Raw genomic sequence first — 19,324 nt, 5'->3', positions numbered from 1 at the left:
TCGACCATCGACCTCGAATCGGCCGCTCAATCCATGCCATTCAATTCGATGCGGGCTCAGATGCTGGCCTCGACAACGTGCGGTCGGGATGCCGGCCCGCGTGATCGCCGGCCACGAGAAAGGGTCTGGGCGTGGGCCGAAGATCGTTTCGAAGATTCAGTTTCTGTCAGCGTCCTGGCCTGCGAAAATCGATAGGTCCATTCCGCGCAGACGTAGTGCGTTGCCGATCACCGAGACGGAAGACAGGCTCATCGCCGCCGCCGCGATCATCGGATTCAGCAGCAAGCCGGTAAAGGGAAACAGCACACCTGCGGCAACCGGAATGCCCAGCGTGTTGTAGGCGAAAGCGAAGAACAGGTTCTGCCGGATATTCCGCATGGTCGCGCGCGACAGGACGATCGCCTGTACCACTCCAGTCAGATCGCCACGCACCAGCGTGACGCCTGCGCTCTCGATCGCCACGTCGGTGCCGGTGCCCATGGCGATGCCGACATCGGCAGCCGCCAGGGCGGGCGCATCGTTGATCCCGTCGCCGGCCATCGCGACGCGGCGCCCCTCGGACTTCAGTCTCTCGACTTCGCGATGCTTGTCTTCGGGCGAGACGTTGGCGTGCACCTCGTCAATGGCCATCTCCCGCGCCACCGCTTCGGCCGTTCCGCGACTGTCGCCGGTCAGCATGACCACGCGGATGCCGCGCGCGTGGAGTGCAGCGATGGCGGCCGAGCTGGTCGGCTTGATCGGGTCGGCCACGGCAATAAGACCTGCGCGACGCCCGTCGAATGCGACGAACATCACCGTTTGCCCCTGCGCGCGTCCGGCTTCGGCCGAGCCCAGCCAGGTCTCGTCGTCAATCCCGACGCGGCGCATCATTTTCTCGTTCCCGATCGCCACCCGGCGAGCATTCACGGTCGCTTCGACGCCTTCGCCGGTAGTCGATGCCAGGTCCGTTGCATTGGCGGGCGGGACCCCGCGTGCCCGCGCGCCCTCGACAATTGCGTGAGCAAGCGGATGTTCGCTGCCCATCTCGACGCCAGCGACCGCGGCAAGAAACTCGGTTTCATCGATGCCTTGCACAGGATCGACCGCCACCAGATCGGGCTTGCCCATCGTCAGCGTGCCGGTCTTGTCGACCACCAGCGTGTCGATCTTCTCGAGCGTCTCGAGCGCCTCGGCATTGCGAATCAGGATGCCGTGTTGCGCGCCCTTGCCGGTGCCGGTCATCACCGACATGGGCGTGGCGAGTCCCAGCGCACAGGGGCAGGCAATGATCAGGACCGCAATGGCGTTGACCAGCGCATAGGCAAAAGCCGGTGCAGGTCCCCAGATTGCCCACACCACGAAAGTGACAATGGCGACCACGACGACGGCAGGCACGAACCAGCCCGCGACCTGGTCGGCCAGCCGTTGAATCGGCGCGCGGCTGCGCTGCGCCTCGGCAACCATCTGGACGATCTTGGACAGCATGGTGTCCTTGCCGACGTTTGTGGCGCGCATGACGAAGCCCCCTGTCTGGTTGACCGTTCCGCCGATGACCGTGTCGCCCGCGCGCTTTGTTACCGGCAGGGGTTCGCCGCTCACCATCGACTCGTCGATAGCGGTCGATCCCTCCTCGATTTCGCCATCGACCGGGACCTTGTCACCAGGCCGCACGCGCAAGCGGTCGCCGGTGGCCAACTCATCGAGCGGCACCTCGCGCTCCTCGCCCTCGCCGAAGATCTTCACAGCAGAGGGCGGCGCGAGTTCGAGCAATGCGCGAAGGGCACTTGAGGTCGAGCCGCGTGCCTTCAACTCCAGTACCTGCCCCAGGAGGACTAGCGTGGTGATGACCGCTGCTGCCTCGTAGTACACGCCCACCCGGCCCGAATGATCGCGGAACGCCGGCGGAAAAAGGTCCGGCAGCGCCGTCGCCACCAGGCTGAACAGATAGGCAATGCCGACGCCGATACCGATCAGCGTGAACATGTTGAGATTGCGCGTCTTGAGCGATTGCCAGGCACGCACGAAAAACGGCCAGCCGCCCCAAAGAACGACAGGGGAGGCGAGGACGAACTGCGACCATTGCGCCCGGGCAGGCTCGATCAACTGGTCGAAGCTGAGCCCCGGAACCATGTCGCTCATCGCATAGGCGAACAGCGGCAGAGTGAGGAGTGCGCTCCACCAGAAGCGGCGGTGCATATGGACGAGTTCGGGATCGGGCCCTTCGTCAAGACTCACGGTTTCCGGCTCGAGCGCCATGCCGCAGATCGGGCAGGAGCCAGGTCCGGGCTGGCGAATCTCGGGATGCATCGGGCAGGTGTAGATCGTGCCCTCGGGAACTTCCTCGACGGCATCGAGATGCGCGCCGGAGAGATAGAGGTCGGGATCGATGAGGAACTTGTCCTTACATCGAGCCGAACAGAAATAGTGCCGGGCACCGTCGTGCTCCGCAATGTGCTGCGCGCCGTCGATCCCCACCGCCATGCCGCAGACCGGATCTATCGCCGTGCCGGGCGTTGCCGACGTGTCGACAGCTTGTTCGTCGTCTGTCTGCTGCATTGAAGTTTCCTCGCGTGTTCCGGAGCATGGCCAGCCTCGACGTTCTTGCGAATGGTCCGAAACCAGCGTCCCCTCAGAGCTACGCTGGCATGCCGACTTCTTTCCCAAACAGGTCCCGAACGGCGGGCGCCGCCGCCGTTCGGACTTCCAAGATTTACTTCATCCGAAAGCTCGCCGGAAAATACACTCTCGTGGGCCTTGATCGTCCTGGTGGATCACCTCCCTCTGAACCAGCGACTATAATCGACTTGGATCTCGGCACCGACGAGGGCGTGGAAACCGCGTTGAAGAAGGTTCGGGACCAGTTCGGCGGCCGGATCGCTTCAGTCATCCACCTTGCTGCCTATTACGACATCACGGGAGAGCCGAACCCGCTGTACGAGAAAATCACCGTCCAAGGCACGAAGCGGCTAATGGAGGCACTCCAGTCTTCGAGGTCGAGCGGTTCGTGTTCGCAAGCACCATGCTCGCGCATCAGCCGACGGCGCGGCTTGAAGAGCGGATCGACGAGGAGTCGCCACTTGGTCCCACTTGGCCATATTCGCAGTCAAAACTGCAGACCGAAGAACTGCTCCGTGAGGTGCACCGGCACATACCGGTAGTATTCCTGCGGATCGCCGGTGTTTACGACGACATGGGCCACTCCGCTTTCCTGGCCGAGCAGATAGCGGGCGTGTACGAACACCGGACAATCGCGCATTTGTATGCGGGAATGCTCTGGGCAGCGCAATCCAGGGTGCACCTGGACGATCTAACCGAAGCTTTCGCAAGGGTCGTCGAACACCGCAAAGATCTGCCCTCGGAGCTGCCGCTGCTGATCGGGGAGTCGGACGCCGTGGGATACGCCGAGATCCAAGACACCGTGCATTGCGAAATACACGGCAAGGAATGGACGACGGTCCGGATTCCCAAAGGCGTCGCCAAAGTCGGTGCATGGCTGCAGAACGAGGTGCTTGGAGACGAGCAGTTCGTCCAGCAGTGGATGATCGACGAGGCGAGCTCCCATTACATCGTCACCAACGATCGGGCTAGGCGGCTCATCGGATGGCGGCCGAAGCGCTCCCTTCGCGAGACGCTTCCCAAGATCGTCAAGGCGCTCAAAGCGGATCCGCAGAAATGGTACAAAAGCAAATAAGCTCAATCCCGCCGTCGAATCTGCACCAGAACCAGCCGAACCGCTTAAAGCCTAGGGTATCAATGCTGCCTCACGCTGAATAGCGTGAGGCAGCAAAGATGCGCGAGCGTTCAATTGCGAAGCGGAGCCGCTTTTAGCATATGCGCCAAAAGCAAATTATTGCGCCGGCTCCGACACTTCGCGCACGAGATCGCCTGTCTGATGCTCACCAGCATGCCGCGCGATATCCGCTTGTGACACGATCCCGCAGCACCTGCCCGCATCGTCGACCACCGGAAGGCGACGAACCTGATTGTCTTCCATCTTTTTGCAGCATTCAGCAACGCTGGCATCGATGGTCACTGTGATGGGTGAAGAGGACATGATGTCTTTGACTAGAGTTTCGGCAGATTTGCCTTCCGCAACGCAGCGGCAAGCGATGTCGCGATCGGTAATGACGCCGACCAGCTCGCCTTCCGCGTTGGTCACGGGAATTTGACCGCAGTCGTTGCTTGCCATCAACGAAGCCGCTTCCTTCACACTGTCCGACGGGCTGCAGCATGCCGGATCCTTTGTCATCAGTTCGCGAATTTCCACGTCATCTCTCCTAGGCCTTTGGCAAATGGTTGCGCTGCTATGGCGCGCTCACTCGTTTAACGCAGGGCCCCGCCCCCTCGTTCCTTTCGGTCCGATGATATGGTGCCTTCGACCGACGAGCAGCCATTCGGACGAAGATCCATATAAGGGTCGTTGAAGCGCCTGAGTTCGGCTGCGATCGAAGGGAGGCCAACGGCTCGAGCTTTGCGTCGAGAACCAGATAGAGGCCGTCTGCCGTGGATCGGCGCAAGCAGAGCGGTTTGCCCCGAGTCGTGAGCTAAAGCAGCGGTCCTCGGACGTTGGCGGAACAGTGAACCAACGGCATCGTTGTTATCTACTCGCACGGCTTATGGCGGCTTCTCCGCAATTGGTGCACGAGCCTGTTAAGGTTACCCCTGTGCTCGTGGCTGGTGTCCCATCAAGCCAGACAACGGAACGCTACTGCAGCAGGCCTGCGAACAAACAACGCAAGAAAGACTTTGCTGATGAAAGCATCCGATCTCCTAGTCGCCGCCCTGGAAGCCGAAGGTGTCGAATACATCTTTGCCGTGCCCGGTGAGGAGAATTTGGATTTGCTTGAATCGCTTCGCACATCTTCGATCAGATTGATCGTCACCCGCCATGAACAGGGAGCCGGTTTCATGGCAGCGACATATGGTCGCCTCACCGGAAAACCCGGCGTCTGTCTGGCGACGTTGGGACCGGGGGCGACTAACCTTACAACGCCGGCCGCCTACGCTGCGCTAGGCGCTTTCCCCCTCGTTATCATTACCGGGCAGAAGCCCATCAAGGTCTCGAAACAGGCCCAGTTTCAGATCGTCGATGTCGTCGCGCTCTTCACCCCTCTATGCAAGATGGCGAAGCAGATCGTGAATGGCGAGCGCATCCCTTCACTTGTGCGGGAGGGCTTCAGAAGAGCCCAGGAGGAGCGGCCCGGTCCGGTCCTGCTGGAGTTGCCCGAGGATATTGCGAAGGAAGAGACTTCCGAAGCGGTCGTTGCGCCTCACACGCGACACTATGCCGTGGCGGGCGATGCCGCGATAGATGAAGCGGCCGAGCGCATAATGGCCGCCGAACGCCCGCTCCTTCTGATAGGGGCCGGAGCCAACCGGCGCAGCGCCTGCAAAGCACTCCGCAAGTTCGTCGACGATACCCAGTTCCCGTTCTTCGACACCCAGATGGGCAAAGGGGTGCTCGATGAAGCGAGTCCGTTATATCTCGGCACCGCGGCATTGTCTTCGGACGACTATGTTCATTGCGCCATCGAGCGCGCCGATCTGATCGTCAACATTGGCCATGACGTTGTCGAAAAGCCGCCCTTCTTCATGGAGCCCGGCGGCCAAACCGTCATTCACATCAATTACAAGGCCGCCGAGGTCGACCAGGTCTATTTTCCGCAGCTGGAGGTTATCGGCGATATTGCCGGTTCGGTGGAGCGTCTGGGAGAGCGGCTTCGCGGCAAGCAGCCGTGCGACCTGACCGCTTATGCCGGTGTGCACGAAGAAATTGCCGCGCATATCCGTCGCGGCAGTGACGATACACGGTTCCCGATCGTACCGCAGCGCGTGGTTGCCGATGTGCGCCGGGTCATGGGGCGGGACGACATCGTCGCTCTCGACAATGGCATCTACAAGATTTGGTTCGCCCGCAATTACATCGCGCATGAGCCCAATACCATTCTGCTCGACAACGCACTGGCGACGATGGGAGCCGGGCTGTCTTCGGCCATGATGGCGGCGATGCTCTGGCCAGAGCGCCGCGTGCTGGCCGTTTGCGGCGACGGCGGGTTCATGATGAATTCGCAGGAAGTAGAAACCGCGGTCCGGCTTGGCCTCAACCTGGTTGTGCTCATCCTGAATGATGCCGCCTACGGGATGATCCGGTGGAAGCAGGAGCAACTTGGGTTTCCCGAATACGGCCTGAGCTTCGCCAACCCTGATTTTGTCACTTACGCGAAAAGTTACGGCGCGACGGGCCACCGGATCGACAGCAGCCAAGCACTGGTTCCGACCCTGAACGATGCGTTCGAGAGAGGCGGCGTTCACCTCGTGGATCTGCCGGTAGATTACTCCGAGAATCGCAAAGTTTTGATCGATGAGCTGAGCGCGATGGAATGCCCCCAATGACCTGGCAGGTCCTCAACCCTTACGACCAGGAGTGCATCGGCAGCGTGGACCTGGTCGAGTGGCCGCTGATCGACCGCTGGCTCGACGAGGCGCGCGCGTTGCACGAAGACCGGCGGGCGTGGATTCCGGTTCATGAGCGGATTGCCATTTTGCAACGCGCCGGCGCGCTCATGCGCGAGCGTGCCGAGACGCTTGCGATGCAGATCGCACGCGAGGGCGGGAAACCGCTTGTCGACGCCCGTGCCGAAACCAGCCGCGCCATTCAGAGCGTCGAACTCTGCGTGCATGAACTGTTCGCGAGCGGCGGGCGCCAGATCCCGATGGACCTGACCGAGGCAGGCGCAGGCCGCAGAGCCTACACCTTCAGGGAGCCGATCGGACCTGTGGTCGCGATTTCGGCATTCAATCATCCGCTAAATCTGATCGCCCATCAGGTGGGCCCCGCGGTGGCGACCGGGTGCCCCGTTCTGGTGAAGCCGGCCAAGGATACGCCCCTGTCCTGCAAGAGCTTCGTAGAAATCCTTTACGAGGCAGGTCTCGACGAGCACTGGTGCCGCTTCGTGCCCTGCACGAACGATGTCGCCGAGCAAATGGTCACGGATCCGCGAACAGCGTTCTTCTCATTCATCGGGTCAGCGAGAGTAGGCTGGATGCTTCGTTCCAGGCTCGCACCCGGTACGCGCGTGGCGCTGGAACATGGGGGCGCGGCACCGGTCATCGTCGATGAAGGTGTTTCGCACGAGAACGTCATTCCGTCGCTCCTGAAAGGGGGCTTTTATCATTCTGGCCAGGTCTGCGTTTCGGTCCAGCGGGTGTTCGTTCCGCGCGCCGAACTGCCGGATTTCGCTGCCGAGCTGGCCGCGGGCGCAGAGGCACTGAGGGTGGGAGATCCGACTGAAGAGGAAACGCAGTGCGGTCCTCTCATCCGCCCTGCCGAGGTCGACCGGGTCGAAGCCTGGGTCGCTGCCGCCGTCGAGAATGGTGCCAGACTGGCCGCAGGCGGGAAGCGCATCGGCCCGACGCTCTATCATCCCACCGTTCTGGTCGATCCGCCCCGCGACGCCAAGGTTTCGCGAGAGGAGGTGTTCGGACCCGTGGTGTGTGTCTACGGATACGACAGTATCGACGCAGCAATTGCCCAGGCGAACGAGCTGCCTTATTCCTTTCAGGCCGCCGTATTTACCGAACGGCTACAGATCGCCGATCGTTGCGTCGAGCGACTGTCTGGTTCCACCGTGCTGGTTAACGACCACACCGCATTCCGGGTCGACTGGATGCCCTTTGCCGGGCGACGGCATTCCGGTCTCGGAACAGGCGGTGTCGGATACACAATGGCCGACATGAGCCCGGAAAAGATGGTGATCACGAAGAGATAGTCCGGCCTCGGTTGACATCGGCTGCAAACCAGACCGCCGAACTCGATCACTTTCAGCGAGCTTCGGCCTCTGACGGCTTTCTGGTTCTTGCGCGGAGACTACCCAAACTGTGCTGGTCGCGCTCGGATTCGCGTGGAAGAAGCGCAGATTGGGCCAGCACCGCGCTGTCTGACGGTACACCGCCCGCGTATTATCCAGGACAATCGAATGCAGAAGCTGCTCGCCCTTGTTGAGAACAATCTCCTGCTTCTTGCGGTTCTGGCAGCCGCTTTTGGTCTATTCGTTCCGTCGGTCGGAATTGCCCTCTCAAGCAGCATCGGGCCACTTCTGGCGGCGCTCATGCTGGTTATCAGCCTTACCTTCGATGCCCATGCGGTGAAGCTGGTGCTTCGCAAGCCGGACCGGCAGCTCTGGGCTCTCGGGCTGGTCTATGGTCCGATGTCGCTCGCGGGCTGGCTCATCGGGCGTTTGTTCTTCGGCTCGGGGCATCTCGCGGCGGGGCAGACGCTGGTCGGCACGTTGCCGACAGACGTCTCGGCGCCGCTGCTGGTCCTGCTGGCGAAGGGCAATGTCGCGCTTGCCGCAGTGCTGAATGCGGTGAACACCGCCCTGTCGCCGTTCATCGTACCGTTTCTCTTTCTGTTTCTGACCGGCATCGAGCTCCAGGTTCCGGTGGGCGCGGTCGTGCTCGAGCTGATTCTCGTCGTACTGGTGCCGACCGTGGTCGGGGTATACCTGCGCACGCGCTTTGCGGCCGCCGTCAGCCGCCACGACAGCGCCTATCCGGCGATCGGTTCGATATTCTACCTGCTGCTGCTGCTTGCTGTGGTGGGACCCAACGCAGATACGATTCTGGGATACGGCTGGTTCGCCGGGGTCATCGCTCTTGCCGCCCTGCTGCTGAATCTCATCGGGTATGCGGTGGGTTCGATCGCAAAAGTGTTCGCCGCGGACCGCGAAGAAGTAATCACCTACCTTTTTACCGTCAGCAAAAAGGAGTTCAGCATCGCTGCGGCGTTCGTGGCAGCCTCCGGCCTGCCAGCTGAAATCGCAGTCCCGGCGGCCTTCTTCGCCGTTATCCAGATGATCACCTCGCCGATCGCCGCCAAGATGCTGGCGTCAGGCGCGGCGAAGCAGGCCTAAAGCTGCGCCAGGATCACGGGCTCAGAAGAGGCCACGGTGAAGCCAGGAGCGTCAGGCCTATTGCTGCCAGCAGAATACGCGCGTGCCCGCCCGCCGGTGCGATGGGACTGCAGCGCAACCTCTGGGCTCGGCGTGCTGCTTGCGCGATGGATCAGTGATCGGGGCCGTTCGCAAGAGGATGCTTCGGAATCAGCTGATCGTCACATTCGCTCGCGAGGCACGCCTCGAGCGTTGCATGGGCGATGCCGAACCGTTCCAGCAGCAGATCCCGTAACGGTTGTTTGAGCTCTTCGAACGCCTGAAGCGAGGCCGTGGAGGGAGTGAGATGTGCCTCAAGGGCGCGATGGTGCTCTCCCAGGTTCCAGACATGCACATGATGCACACCCGCGACTCCTTCGTGCTCCTGCAGCGCCCGAACGATCTGATCGAACTCGACCTCATCGGGCACCGCTCCCATCAGCAGGCGAACCGTTCTCGGCATCAGCGACAGACCCTGCCAGATGACATAGCCGGCAATGACCACTGTGATGATTAGGTCCGCGAGGTAGAAATCGTACAGGAGAATAAGGACGCCTGCCGCAATCACTCCGACGGAGGCCATCGCGTCAGAAACATTGTGAAGGAATGCCGCCTTCATGTTGATGCTGTCGCGTGCGCCGCGATGGGTGATGAAGGCGGTGACGAGATCGATCACCAGGGCAATTCCCGCCACGCCAATGACGGTCCAGCCCTCAATGGGCTGCGGATCGGCGAAGCGGTTGATGGCCTCCACGAGCAGGTAAAAGCCGATGATGAACAGCGTGGTCAGGTTGATGAGCGCGGCGACGACTTCCCCTTGGGCATAGCCGAACGTCATAAGCTTGTCCGCAGGTCGCCGCCCGATCAGGCGCGCAAACCACGCGAGGCCGAGCGAAGCCGCATCGCTGAAATTGTGCAGGGCATCTGCGATAAGCGCGAGTGAACCGGACACGATCCCGCCGATTATCTGCGCCACCGTCAGCAGAACGTTGATCGCCACGGCGAAAATCAGCTGGCGATCGCTCAGGTTCTCTTCGCCATGACTGTGGCCGCCGTGATTGTGGGAGTGACCCATGTTGCTTTCCTATCCCCTCGTCTGAAGGATGTTCGGTTGAGCAGACGATTGCTCCACCGGATGCTCGAAGCCCGCGTTCGAGATACCAGCAGCGTCCAGAACATCGTCAAGTCCAACGGCGAACAGTGCGAAGGCGACAAAACCACACAGGAAGACGAGAGCGGATCCTACCTGCTTTCCCGCGGCAATCCCTTGCCCGTGAGAGAGCAGGGTCCTCGTCGCCGCAGCAAGGAGAAATCCTCCGAAGAACGCAAGAAGCCCCGGCAGGCCTCGGCTGTCGAAGCTGTGCACTGTCCAGAACGCCAGGAGTGAAAAGACATTGAGCGTCAGAAAGAGAGCAAGCTGCGATACAACGCGGTCCATCCGCCTCATCTTCGCCGACAGAAATCCGGCGGTGAGCTGGCGGGAAACAAGAACATTTGCTGCAGCAAGGCCAGTCGCCAAAGCTATGCCCAAGGTGGCCGACGCGGCGGCTGCTACGCCGATAGCCATGCCGTACCCGAGCAGGTCGACGATCGCGAAGACGGAGCGTTCGGCGAAAGCAGACTGGCGGCCGCTTTGATCAGCGCTTCTGTTCGGCGTCTTCGCGCGACGAAGCGCAAGATGCCGAGCTGCCGTGCACAGGATAACAGAAGCTGCCGCGCCAGCCAGATACAGGAAGGGGATGAGCCAACGGCCGACAGTTAGCTCGGCAAATGGCATAATCGTGACGGCAACGAGCGCAAAGAGAACGCCCGAGACGCCAGGCATGAGCAGGTCAGATCGGCGCAATTCCGCTGCGGCGCGCTCGGCCCATACTGCCCCGACGATCAAGCCGACGCTGGCGAGCGTCGACAGGAGCAGGGCATGCGACCGGCTTTGTGTCGCAAAAACGGTGTCGATGATCGTCACTTGACGATCTTTTCCGAGCCAGCCCGATGCAGACAGGCAAAACCATTGAGTGCGAACATCATGGCGGCGCCATCTCCCGCTGCCACGGCGAAGTCAGGCTGCCGATCACCCGGCGCTCCACTGCGATGAGACGGGCCGGCGTAGCTGGCACCGGCTTGCTGATGTTCGCTGCTCATGCCCCGCCTCCCGAGCCTTGGAACGGCTGCACCCAAAACACGATGACCGCGACGAACGCCGCGTAGGCGGCTGCAAAGCCGAAAATTGTCCAGCGATGAAACCCCCTCGCCTGCTCGCCCGAAAAGTGGATGAACATCGCGTAGAGGACAGGCATCAGCGCCACGAACGCCAGGCTGACCCAGAAGAGGCGAAAGTCCTCTATCGGCGTGCCGATGATCGTAAGCGGTATGGAGGCGAGTGTCATCGTCACCGCATGATCGCCGATCACGCTGGTGCTGGCCGAGGTGACCTGGCCGGAGCGGGCGACGCTCCAAGTTGCGAAGACCTCCGGCAAAGCTGCTACAGTGGCGGTAATGAAGAGACCTCCCACCACATTGGGGATGCCCAGTGCGCTGATGATCTTCTCACTGGAGAAAACGGTGAAATAGGCACCGACCGCAAGCGCGCTGACGCCTGCGATCGCCATCCACCGTTCCTTGCGGCTCCAGTCGACATTCTCGCCTTGCTTGCGGCCGCGCACCAGAGCCTGGACGAGGTACGCCAAATAGGCGAGCAGCAGGAGCCAGCCGTCGATCGGTTGCAGGCCTCGCCACGGGGCGGGCAGCGTCAGCAGCGCGAAGACCGCGAGGATCGCCAGATAGGGTAGCGCCTGAACGGTGACGGCACCTTTGTCGACCGCGACGTAGTGCTTTCGCCGGTGCTCTTGGTGGTCCTTGTTACCCGATTCCTTCAGACCCGACTTGCGGGTTGCGACATAAGCTGTCGCGACCATCAGCGGGATGGCGAGGACGTTCGAGCCCAGCATGGCGCCCAGTCCAATATCGGAGACGCCGCGCGCCGCGCTCGTGACGTTGATGCCAATTTCTGGCGAGGCTGCGGCGATGCCCAGAAAGGAGCCACCTGCGGCAACCGAAAAGCCCCATTGCTTGCGAAGCTTCTTGAGCGGCCCAGACAGCCGCTCCGCGCCCCAGTACGCTGTCCAGACGGCGGCGAGAAGAACCGCTGCCCAGACCGCTGTCATTTTTTCCCGAAACCCTGGTGTTCGGTGCCCTTCTCCTCGTGAATGTCCATGTGCGCATCGCGGAGGATCTCAATGCCGCCATACAGCGCAATGCAGGCAACAGCGATGCCGACAACAAGATCGGGCCAGTTGGCACCGGTGAAGAGCACGACGATGCCAGCAATGATAATACCGCCGTTGGCCACGAAATCGTTGAAACTGAAGGTAGTGGCCGCGCGCAGGTTCACATCCCGGTTCTGCAGTCTCTTGAGCAGGTAGAGCGAGAGAAGGTTAACGACCGCCGCGACGGCAGCGATCGCCATCATCATTATGCCAGCAGGCTCCGATCCTTCGACGAAACGGCGTATGGCATCGAGGACGACGCCGACCGCAAAGATCAGGAGCATGAAACCGGAAACGCGCGCCGCCCCGCGCTTCCACACTCGCGAGCGAGTGAGGGCGAGTAAGGTCAGCCCGTAGACGACCGCGTCGGACGTATTATCCAGGCCGTTCGCAATCAGGGCGTTGGAATCCCCTATCGCGCCGGTGATGAAGAAGCCGACTGCAATGGCGACGTTGAGCCAAAGCACGATCCACAGAGTACGGCGCTTGTCGGCGGAGGCGAGATCGAGGTCGGTTTCGCTCATTCGGCGTTACTTTCGCCTTCGGCACCGGTCCGCGCCCAGCGTTCGTCTCGCCCTCCGGCATCCGGATCGAAAAAGCGCATTTCAGCCGGCGGGAAGAGAACGTCGGACAGTTTGGTGGCCCATTCGTGCCAGTCTCTTGTGCCGATGATGGCGATACGGCCGAACTGGTCCTTGTGCATCACGTCGAAGCGGAGGTCGCGCCAGATTCCGCCAAGGTCCCAGCCCGAGAAATCCGGCGCGAGCTCGATGACCATCGGCACCGTTCCCTGCTCGATCGCAGCAATGCGCTCGAACAGGGGTACGAAGCGGTCGTAGTCCGAGCTTTCGAGGGTTCCCCCGGCTTTAATCCGGATCAGCCCATTCTCTTCTTCGATCTCCAGCACAATAGCCTCTTCGGTCCGATTCTTTCAGGACCCTTTCTTTTATGTAACCTCTCGCAATTCGTCCCGTTCCTCCCGCGTGACATTGCGGCGCAGACGCTCCCACCACTTTTCCCGCCAGCTGCGCTCGTCGTCGGAACGATGCAGCACGAGCCGCGCAATTGCAGGCAGAACGAACAAAGTGAGGATCGTTGCGGTGATCAGCCCGCCGATGACCACGGTAGCCAGCGGACGCTGCACTTCGGCGCCGGTTCCGGTCGCGATCGCCATCGGCACGAAGCCAAGCGAAGCGACCAGCGCGGTCATCAGCACGGGGCGCATGCGTGCCAGGGCGCCGTCCTCGATCGCCTCTTCTAGGTCCATGCCTTTCTCGAGGCGCTGCCGGATCGCCGTCATCATCACCAAGCCGTTGAGCACCGCCACGCCCGAAAGCGCGATGAAACCCACCGCCGCCGAGACCGAGAACGGCAGTCCCCTCAGCGCGAGTGCGAAGATGCCGCCCGCCAGAGCCATCGGAATGGCGCTGAACACCGCCAGGGCCGGAACCCAACCGCCAAGCGCCATGAACAGCAGGAGCAGGACGAGCGCAAAGCAGAGAGGCACGACGATTGCGAGCCGTGCCTGCGCTGCCTGCAGGTTCTGGTACTGGCCACCCCATTCGATGAACGAGGCAGGCGGCATGTCGACCTGTGCAGCGACCCCTTCCTGGGCCTCTTCCACGAAGGAGCCGAGATCGCGTTCGCGCACATTGGCCGAGACGATCACCAGCCGGCGCCCCTGTTCACGGCGCACTTCAGCAAGGCCGTCGACCACGCGGAAATCGGCGAGCGCCCGCAGCGGAACAGTGACGCCGTTTTCGAGAACGATCGGGAGGGCCCCGAGCTGGTCGAAATCGTCACGCGCCGCGGCTTCCAGACGAACGATGACCTCAAACCTTCGGTCGCCTTCGAAGACCAGACCGGCAGGCCGCCCGCCGAGTGCGATGGCGACCGACTGGGCGACGTCTTCTACGGACAGCCCATATCGTGCGATGGTCGGCCGATCGAAGGCGATGTCGAGGGTCGGAAAGCCCGTCACCTGCTGTACCTTCACATCTGCCGCGCCCTCGACGCCGCGCAGGACGCCCGCGACATCGCCCGCCGCTTCGGTCAACGCAGTGAGGTCGTCCCCATAGAGTTTGACCGCCACATCGCCGCGCACACCGGCGATCAGTTCGTTGAAGCGCAGCTCAATCGGCTGGCTGAACTCATAGAGATTGCCGATCAGACCGCCGAGCGCTTCTTCCATTTCGGCAACGAGCGCATCTTTCGACAGGCCCGGATCAGGCCATTCTTCACGAGGCTTCAGCATGACGTAGGCATCCGAGGCATTGGGCGGCATCGGATCGCTGGCGACCTCGGCCGTTCCCGTCCGGGAGAACACCAGTTCAACCTGCGGAAACTGCTCCAACCGGTCTTCCACCCTTCGCTGCATGGCCAGAGAGCGCTCGAGCGACGTGGAGGGAATTCGCAGCGACTGCACCGCGAGATCGGTCTCGTCGAGCTGCGGGGTGAACTCGCTGCCGAGGAAGCCGAATATGAATGCCGCCACGGCGAATACGCCGACACCGGCACCAATGACGGGCCAAGGACGCGCAATGGCCTTTCGCAGCGCCGGCCCGTAGCGCTCCTTGGCGATCCGGATCGGCTTTACCTCCGTCTCGGTAAGCTTCTTGTTGAGCAGCACCGCAATCATCGCCGGCACGAATGTCAGCGACAGAACGAAAGCCGAAGCCAGCGCGAGCATCATCGTGATCGCCATGGGCGAGAACGTCTTGCCCTCGACTCCGGTGAAAGTGAGGAGCGGCGCAAATACGAGGAAGATAATCGCCTGTCCGTAGACGGTCGGTTTGATCATCTCCTGCGCGGCAAGCCGTGTTTCGGTCAGTCGCTCGCCCAGGGTTAGGAGGCGCCCTTCGCGATGTTGCCGCGTGGCCAGACGGGCGACGCTGTTCTCGACGATGATGACCGCGCCATCCACGATCAGGCCAAAATCGAGCGCTCCGAGGCTCATCAGATTGCCGGAGACGCCCAGCCGGTTCATGCCGATCGCAGCCATGAGCATCGATATCGGGATGACGAGGGCTGTGATGATGGCTGCGCGGATGTTGCCGAGCAGAAGAAACAGCACGGCAATGACGAGAAGAGCGCCTTCGAGAAGGTTCTTCTCGACCGTCGCGATAGTCGCGTCGACGAGCGCCGAACGGTTGTAGACGATCTCGGCTACCACGCCGTCCGGAAGCGATGCGCGAACTTCCTCGAGCCGCTCGGCAGCGCCGGCCGCGACTGTTCTGCTGTTTTCACCAGCGCGCATCAGAACCGTGCCGACAACGGCCTCCTCGCCGTTCAGCGATGCGGCGCCGGTCCGGAGATCGCCCCCGATTTCGACAGTGGCCACGTCGCCGATGCGAATGGGCACGCCCTCACGGGTGGCGACGACCGCCTCCTCGATATCCGAGATGCCGCCAAGACGGGCGTCGACGCGGACGAGCAGAGCTTCATCGGCGCGGTCGACGAAATTCGCTCCCGCTGCAAGATTGGCCGCTTCGAGCGCGTCGATAAGAGAATCGAAGGACAGACCATAACCGGTTAGGCGAGCCGGATCGGGCTGAACGAGAAACTGCTTTTCGAAGCCGCCGATCGAATCGACCCCGGCCACGCCATCGATCGATCGCATCAGCGGCGCAACAACCCAGTCCTGCACGGTGCGCAGATAGGCCGCCTTGGCGACCTCGCTTTGGAGCCGATCGCCGCGTTCGGTGATGAAGCTGCCATCGGCCTGCCAGCCGGTACGTCCGCCGGTTCGTGCTCCCCGCCCACCGGGATGCTCGTACTCGATAGTGTACATCAGCACTTCGCCTAGGCCGGTGGAGATCGGACCCATGGTGGGCTCAGCGCCCTCGGGAAGCGATGCTCCGATCGGCGCCAGGCGTTCGTTGACCTGCTGGCGCGCGAAATACAGATCGGTCCCTTCTTCGAAGATCGCGGTTACCTGGCTGAAGCCGTTGCGCGATATAGACCGGGTCATCTCCAATCCCTCGATCCCGGCGAGCCCGGTCTCGATCGGAAAAGTCACCTGTGTCTCCACCTGCGAAGGCGAGAGCGCGGGTGCGCTGGTGTTGATCTGTACCTGGGTATTGGTGATGTCGGGAACGGCGTCGATCGGCAGCCGCAACAGGTTAAATGCGCCGTATATCGCGGCGAATACAGTCAGGACGATGATCGCCCAGCGAAAACGCACGGCAACGTCGAGAACCATTCCGATCACGCCGTGACGATGGCTTTCCTCGTGCGCGTCATCGGCCGCGGGTGAGGTGGTCTGATCAATGGCCATGTTCGGCGCCCTCCTTCTCGAGCTCGGCCTTCAGCAGAAAGGCGTTGTCGGTGGCGATGCGCCATCCGGGCTGGAGACCCGAAAGAATGGTCACCATCCCTGCGGAACGGCTGCCCGTTTGCACCTCCCGTGCCTGGAACCCGCGCTGCGTCCGCACGAAGACGACGTCGCGTCCTTCGAGCACCTGCACTGCGTCTTCGGGCACGGCGATGCGGGTCTGGTCGATTTCGCCGGAGGGACGAATCCGCGCTTGAAGGAAGGCGCCCGGCTGAAGGCCGGGGATCGGACGTGCCAGGGTAAGCACCGCAGTCGCGCTGCGGCTTTCAGGATCGAGCGAAGGCGTCACCGACCGCACGCGCGCGCCGATCTCGCGGCCGTCGCCAACGATTAGCGCCGCTTCGTCGCCAGGCTGGATACGTGCGGCATCCTCCGACGGCAGGGCGACCTCAACCTGCATGCCGTTGGGATTGACAACGCGATAGAGCTCCTCGCCCGCATCGACGAAGGAGCCGAGCACGATCGGAGCTGCCGTCACGCGCCCTGAAAGGGGGCTTGTTACGGCGAGCGAACGACCATCGCCGCTGACACCAGCAGCGGCGACCGCGGCTTGGGCGCGGTTCAGTTCGGAACGGGCAACATCGAGATTGGCGCGGGCGGCCTCGAGGTCCTGCCGCGCGGTTACATTGGCCTCGAACAGGCGGCGCTCGCGCTCGTAAGCGGCCGAAAGCTCGGTAACGCGCGCGCGGGCAGCACTCAGCTGCGAGGCGAGCGCTGCAGCATCGGCGCTTTCGATGCGTGCCACTGTTTCCCCCTGGCGGACATAATCGCCGAGCGTCTTGCCGATGCTGCGCACGACGCCCGATGCCCGTGCATCGATCCGCGCGCTCGCAGACGGGCTCGCCGCGACGGTGGCCGGAAAAACGAGTTCGACCGCAGCGCCGGTCTGGAGGGTGGCGAGCTCGATATCGGCGGCGCGGATTTGCTCTTCGGCAAGGAGGACCAGTCCTTCGGGAAGTTCGGACTCGCTCGCTTCTTCTCCCGCGTGCGCGCCGCCCTCGGCGTGCGTGTCGCCTTCGTCGTCAGGCCAGAGGAACAGCAGCAGCGCTGCAGCGAGAATGGCAATCCCGGCGATGATCGCCAGTTTTCTGCGGTTCATGGAGATATTCCTCATTGTGCGGCCAGCCTGATGAGCTCGGCGGCAGCTTGTCCCTGGTCTTCCTGCGCGGCGATCAGGGCCTCGCGGATATCGTCGCGCGCTTCTGCGGCGCTCAGGACCTCGATCAGCGGGAAACGGCCATTGCGGTAGCCGATGCGGACAAGCCGCAGCGCTTCCTCGGCCTGTGGGAGTGACGTTGCGGAAAGTGTTTCGACGCGCGCTTCGGCAGCGAGGTATTGCGCCCGGGCGCGGGTCACCGCCTGTTCGAAATCGGCAAGCGCTATCGCCTCGCGGGCATTGGCCGCACGCAGCCGCGCCTCGGCAGCGGCGATGTTGCCCTGGTTGCGGTTGGCGAAGGGAAGCGGGATGGAGACGCCGACGAGAAACGCATTGTCATTGGTTTCCTCGAAGCGCCGCACACCGGCAGAGACCACCGGGTCGGGAACGCGCAAGCTGCGCTCGCGGTCGATCTCGGCTTCGGCCGCCCGGCTTTCGGCACGCGCCGCTTGCAGTTGAAGCCCCGTCGTAGAGACCAGAACTGTGCTTGGCGGCACGATGTCGGGAAAGTCGCTCGGAACTACCGGCGGAGCACCCTCATCCGACCAGAGCGCTGCAAGCGCGGTGCGCGCGGCCAGACTGGCTGCCTCGGCAGCCTGCAGTTCCGCTCGCGCTTCGGCCAGTGCCGCCTGGGCGCGCAATCCCCGGAGCGGTGGCTCCCGACCAACCTCGACGAGCACGCCAGCTATTCGGGCAAGTTCGACATTCCTCTCGACGATGTCGAGCGCCAGCTCCACCCGTGACGCTGCCGCCGCGGCAACTACATAGCGCTCGCGCACAAGAAAGCCGAGCTCGGCTTCCGCCAGATCAGCCCGAACGTTCGCAAGTTGCGCCTGGGCTTCGGCAGCCTGGACGCGAGCGCTGCGCTTACCGCCAAGCTCGAGCCGCTGTCCGACCGAAAGCGTATATTCGGTTGCACTCAGCCCGGAGAACGCGCCGCTTCCGGCGATATTCTCGACCTCGAACGAGAGCTCCGGATTCGGCCTCAAGCGGGCCTGACCGACCAGCGCCTGCGCTGCCTCGGTGTCGGCGCGTGGTCCGACGATCCGAGGATTCGATTGCGTTTCGGCGGCACCCTCGGACAAGCCTGACCGGCTCAAGGCCTCTTCGAGCGAAAGAAGCTCGCGCTCCTGCGCCTCCGCAGGCATCGCGAATGCGGCGAAGGACAGCCCCGCGATTAGGGCGCCCCGCCATGTTCTGGCTGACATTTCTGAGTTCTTCCTGTGCTGACAATCCGAAAAGCGCCGCCAGGAGCGGCGCGTTTGGTCTTGTCAGGCGCGAGGAGGGCGTCTCAGGCGCGCGTTCTCGTCCGAAGAAAGAGGGAGGATCTTCGCGGGTTCTATTGCGGCTGCAGAGCTAGGACCCTGGCCCATCTGCACTGTTCCAGAGACGCTCGCGCTGTGATGGCAGTGGCCATGCCCGCAGATGCCGTCCTGATCTGTCGGAACACCCTTGTCATCCTGTTGCTCCTCATCACCCGAGGATCCAACCTCCGCATACGATGCTGTCGATACGGCCATCGAATCGCCTGGCGCCACCTCGGCCCCACAGGTAGCCGCATCTGCTGCGGTCGCGAACACCATCGCGACCAGCAGCAGCAGGACGCTTAAGGGATGCAGGACAAGATGGCGATAGGTGCGAGTCATCAGATGTGGCGCTT

Annotated in this window: 16 protein-coding genes; 4 read left to right on the top strand and 12 right to left on the bottom strand. The window is 62.5% G+C overall.

Features of this window, described 5'->3' with window-relative positions:
• Nucleotides 1-156: 156 nt before the first annotated feature.
• Nucleotides 157-2,535, bottom strand: coding sequence for a heavy metal translocating P-type ATPase (locus tag GRI40_RS12170; protein WP_160611817.1), 2,379 nt, complete (start codon nt 2,533-2,535; stop codon nt 157-159).
• Nucleotides 2,536-2,998: 463 nt separating this feature from the next.
• Here GRI40_RS12170 and GRI40_RS13930 point away from each other — a divergent pair, with 463 nt between their 5' ends.
• Nucleotides 2,999-3,670: an NAD-dependent epimerase/dehydratase family protein gene (locus GRI40_RS13930; RefSeq protein ID WP_233397225.1), complete on the top strand. Its 672-nt coding sequence runs from the start codon at nt 2,999-3,001 to the stop codon at nt 3,668-3,670.
• A gap of 156 nt (nt 3,671-3,826) precedes the next feature.
• Here GRI40_RS13930 and GRI40_RS12160 read toward each other — a convergent pair whose 3' ends face one another.
• Entirely contained in the window at nt 3,827-4,246 is a 420-nt protein-coding gene (locus tag GRI40_RS12160) for a CBS domain-containing protein (RefSeq protein ID WP_160611816.1), read from the bottom strand.
• A gap of 485 nt (nt 4,247-4,731) precedes the next feature.
• Between GRI40_RS12160 and GRI40_RS12155 the strand changes: the two genes are divergently transcribed.
• The 3 genes from GRI40_RS12155 (at nt 4,732) to GRI40_RS12145 (ending at nt 8,891) form a co-directional block, all read left to right on the top strand.
• Nucleotides 4,732-6,372, top strand: coding sequence for an acetolactate synthase large subunit (locus GRI40_RS12155; RefSeq protein WP_160611815.1), 1,641 nt, complete (start codon nt 4,732-4,734; stop codon nt 6,370-6,372).
• Complete coding sequence (locus GRI40_RS12150; protein WP_160611814.1) at nt 6,369-7,748, top strand: aldehyde dehydrogenase family protein; 1,380 nt, start codon at nt 6,369-6,371, stop codon at nt 7,746-7,748. The genes GRI40_RS12155 and GRI40_RS12150 overlap by 4 nt, the downstream gene beginning before the upstream one ends.
• A gap of 207 nt (nt 7,749-7,955) precedes the next feature.
• A complete protein-coding gene (locus tag GRI40_RS12145) occupies nt 7,956-8,891 on the top strand; it encodes a bile acid:sodium symporter family protein (RefSeq protein WP_160611813.1) in 936 nt (311 codons plus the stop codon).
• A 151-nt stretch (nt 8,892-9,042) separates the two neighbouring features.
• Here the strand turns inward: GRI40_RS12145 and GRI40_RS12140 are convergent, their stop codons facing one another.
• The 10 genes from GRI40_RS12140 to GRI40_RS12095 all read right to left on the bottom strand — a co-directional run bounded on the left by GRI40_RS12140 (nt 9,043) and on the right by GRI40_RS12095 (nt 19,310).
• On the bottom strand, nt 9,043-9,984 hold the full coding sequence (locus tag GRI40_RS12140) for a cation diffusion facilitator family transporter (protein ID WP_160611812.1): 942 nt from the start codon (nt 9,982-9,984) through the stop codon (nt 9,043-9,045).
• Nucleotides 9,985-9,993: 9 nt separating this feature from the next.
• The gene (locus GRI40_RS12135; RefSeq protein ID WP_160611811.1) at nt 9,994-10,875 is read right to left on the bottom strand and encodes a ZIP family metal transporter; all 882 of its coding nucleotides are present in this window, start codon (nt 10,873-10,875) and stop codon (nt 9,994-9,996) included.
• Nucleotides 10,872-11,051, bottom strand: coding sequence for a hypothetical protein (locus GRI40_RS12130; RefSeq protein WP_160611810.1), 180 nt, complete (start codon nt 11,049-11,051; stop codon nt 10,872-10,874). Before GRI40_RS12130 ends, GRI40_RS12135 begins: the two co-directional genes overlap by 4 nt.
• Nucleotides 11,048-12,073: a sodium:calcium antiporter gene (locus tag GRI40_RS12125; protein ID WP_160611809.1), complete on the bottom strand. Its 1,026-nt coding sequence runs from the start codon at nt 12,071-12,073 to the stop codon at nt 11,048-11,050. Before GRI40_RS12125 ends, GRI40_RS12130 begins: the two co-directional genes overlap by 4 nt.
• Nucleotides 12,070-12,699, bottom strand: a complete 630-nt coding sequence (locus GRI40_RS12120) for a cation diffusion facilitator family transporter (protein ID WP_160611808.1) — start codon at nt 12,697-12,699, stop codon at nt 12,070-12,072. Before GRI40_RS12120 ends, GRI40_RS12125 begins: the two co-directional genes overlap by 4 nt.
• On the bottom strand, nt 12,696-13,082 hold the full coding sequence (locus tag GRI40_RS12115; protein ID WP_160611807.1) for an STAS/SEC14 domain-containing protein: 387 nt from the start codon (nt 13,080-13,082) through the stop codon (nt 12,696-12,698). Before GRI40_RS12115 ends, GRI40_RS12120 begins: the two co-directional genes overlap by 4 nt.
• Before the next feature lie 39 nt (nt 13,083-13,121).
• The gene (locus GRI40_RS12110) at nt 13,122-16,385 is read right to left on the bottom strand and encodes a CusA/CzcA family heavy metal efflux RND transporter (RefSeq protein ID WP_160612080.1); all 3,264 of its coding nucleotides are present in this window, start codon (nt 16,383-16,385) and stop codon (nt 13,122-13,124) included.
• A 55-nt stretch (nt 16,386-16,440) separates the two neighbouring features.
• Nucleotides 16,441-17,607 carry an efflux RND transporter periplasmic adaptor subunit gene (locus GRI40_RS12105; RefSeq protein ID WP_160611806.1) on the bottom strand — a complete coding sequence of 389 codons (1,167 nt, stop codon included), beginning with the start codon at nt 17,605-17,607 and terminating at the stop codon, nt 16,441-16,443.
• A gap of 11 nt (nt 17,608-17,618) precedes the next feature.
• A complete protein-coding gene (locus GRI40_RS12100; RefSeq protein ID WP_160611805.1) occupies nt 17,619-18,872 on the bottom strand; it encodes a TolC family protein in 1,254 nt (417 codons plus the stop codon).
• Nucleotides 18,873-18,935: 63 nt separating this feature from the next.
• A complete protein-coding gene (locus GRI40_RS12095) occupies nt 18,936-19,310 on the bottom strand; it encodes a hypothetical protein (protein WP_160611804.1) in 375 nt (124 codons plus the stop codon).
• Nucleotides 19,311-19,324 lie beyond the last annotated feature (14 nt).

Origin of the sequence: Tsuneonella aeria, assembly GCF_009827495.1 — a bacterium.
Taxonomy (GTDB): domain Bacteria; phylum Pseudomonadota; class Alphaproteobacteria; order Sphingomonadales; family Sphingomonadaceae; genus Tsuneonella; species Tsuneonella aeria.
Note: the sequence above shows the minus strand (reverse complement) of the source record. Positions and strands in the feature narration are given on the sequence as shown.

Bases quoted from the DNA above. Each gene is read 5' to 3' on its own strand.
- GRI40_RS12170 (WP_160611817.1), bottom strand. From the start codon at position 2,535: ATGCAGCAGACAGACGACGAACAAGCTGTCGACACGTCGGCAACGCCC.
- GRI40_RS13930 (WP_233397225.1), top strand. From the start codon at position 2,999: ATGCTCGCGCATCAGCCGACGGCGCGGCTTGAAGAGCGGATCGACGAG.
- GRI40_RS12155 (WP_160611815.1), top strand. From the start codon at position 4,732: ATGAAAGCATCCGATCTCCTAGTCGCCGCCCTGGAAGCCGAAGGTGTC.
- GRI40_RS12150 (WP_160611814.1), top strand. From the start codon at position 6,369: ATGACCTGGCAGGTCCTCAACCCTTACGACCAGGAGTGCATCGGCAGC.
- GRI40_RS12145 (WP_160611813.1), top strand. From the start codon at position 7,956: ATGCAGAAGCTGCTCGCCCTTGTTGAGAACAATCTCCTGCTTCTTGCG.
- GRI40_RS12140 (WP_160611812.1), bottom strand. From the start codon at position 9,984: ATGGGTCACTCCCACAATCACGGCGGCCACAGTCATGGCGAAGAGAAC.
- GRI40_RS12130 (WP_160611810.1), bottom strand. From the start codon at position 11,051: ATGAGCAGCGAACATCAGCAAGCCGGTGCCAGCTACGCCGGCCCGTCT.
- GRI40_RS12125 (WP_160611809.1), bottom strand. From the start codon at position 12,073: ATGACAGCGGTCTGGGCAGCGGTTCTTCTCGCCGCCGTCTGGACAGCG.
- GRI40_RS12120 (WP_160611808.1), bottom strand. From the start codon at position 12,699: ATGAGCGAAACCGACCTCGATCTCGCCTCCGCCGACAAGCGCCGTACT.
- GRI40_RS12105 (WP_160611806.1), bottom strand. From the start codon at position 17,607: ATGAACCGCAGAAAACTGGCGATCATCGCCGGGATTGCCATTCTCGCT.
- GRI40_RS12100 (WP_160611805.1), bottom strand. From the start codon at position 18,872: ATGTCAGCCAGAACATGGCGGGGCGCCCTAATCGCGGGGCTGTCCTTC.
- GRI40_RS12095 (WP_160611804.1), bottom strand. From the start codon at position 19,310: ATGACTCGCACCTATCGCCATCTTGTCCTGCATCCCTTAAGCGTCCTG.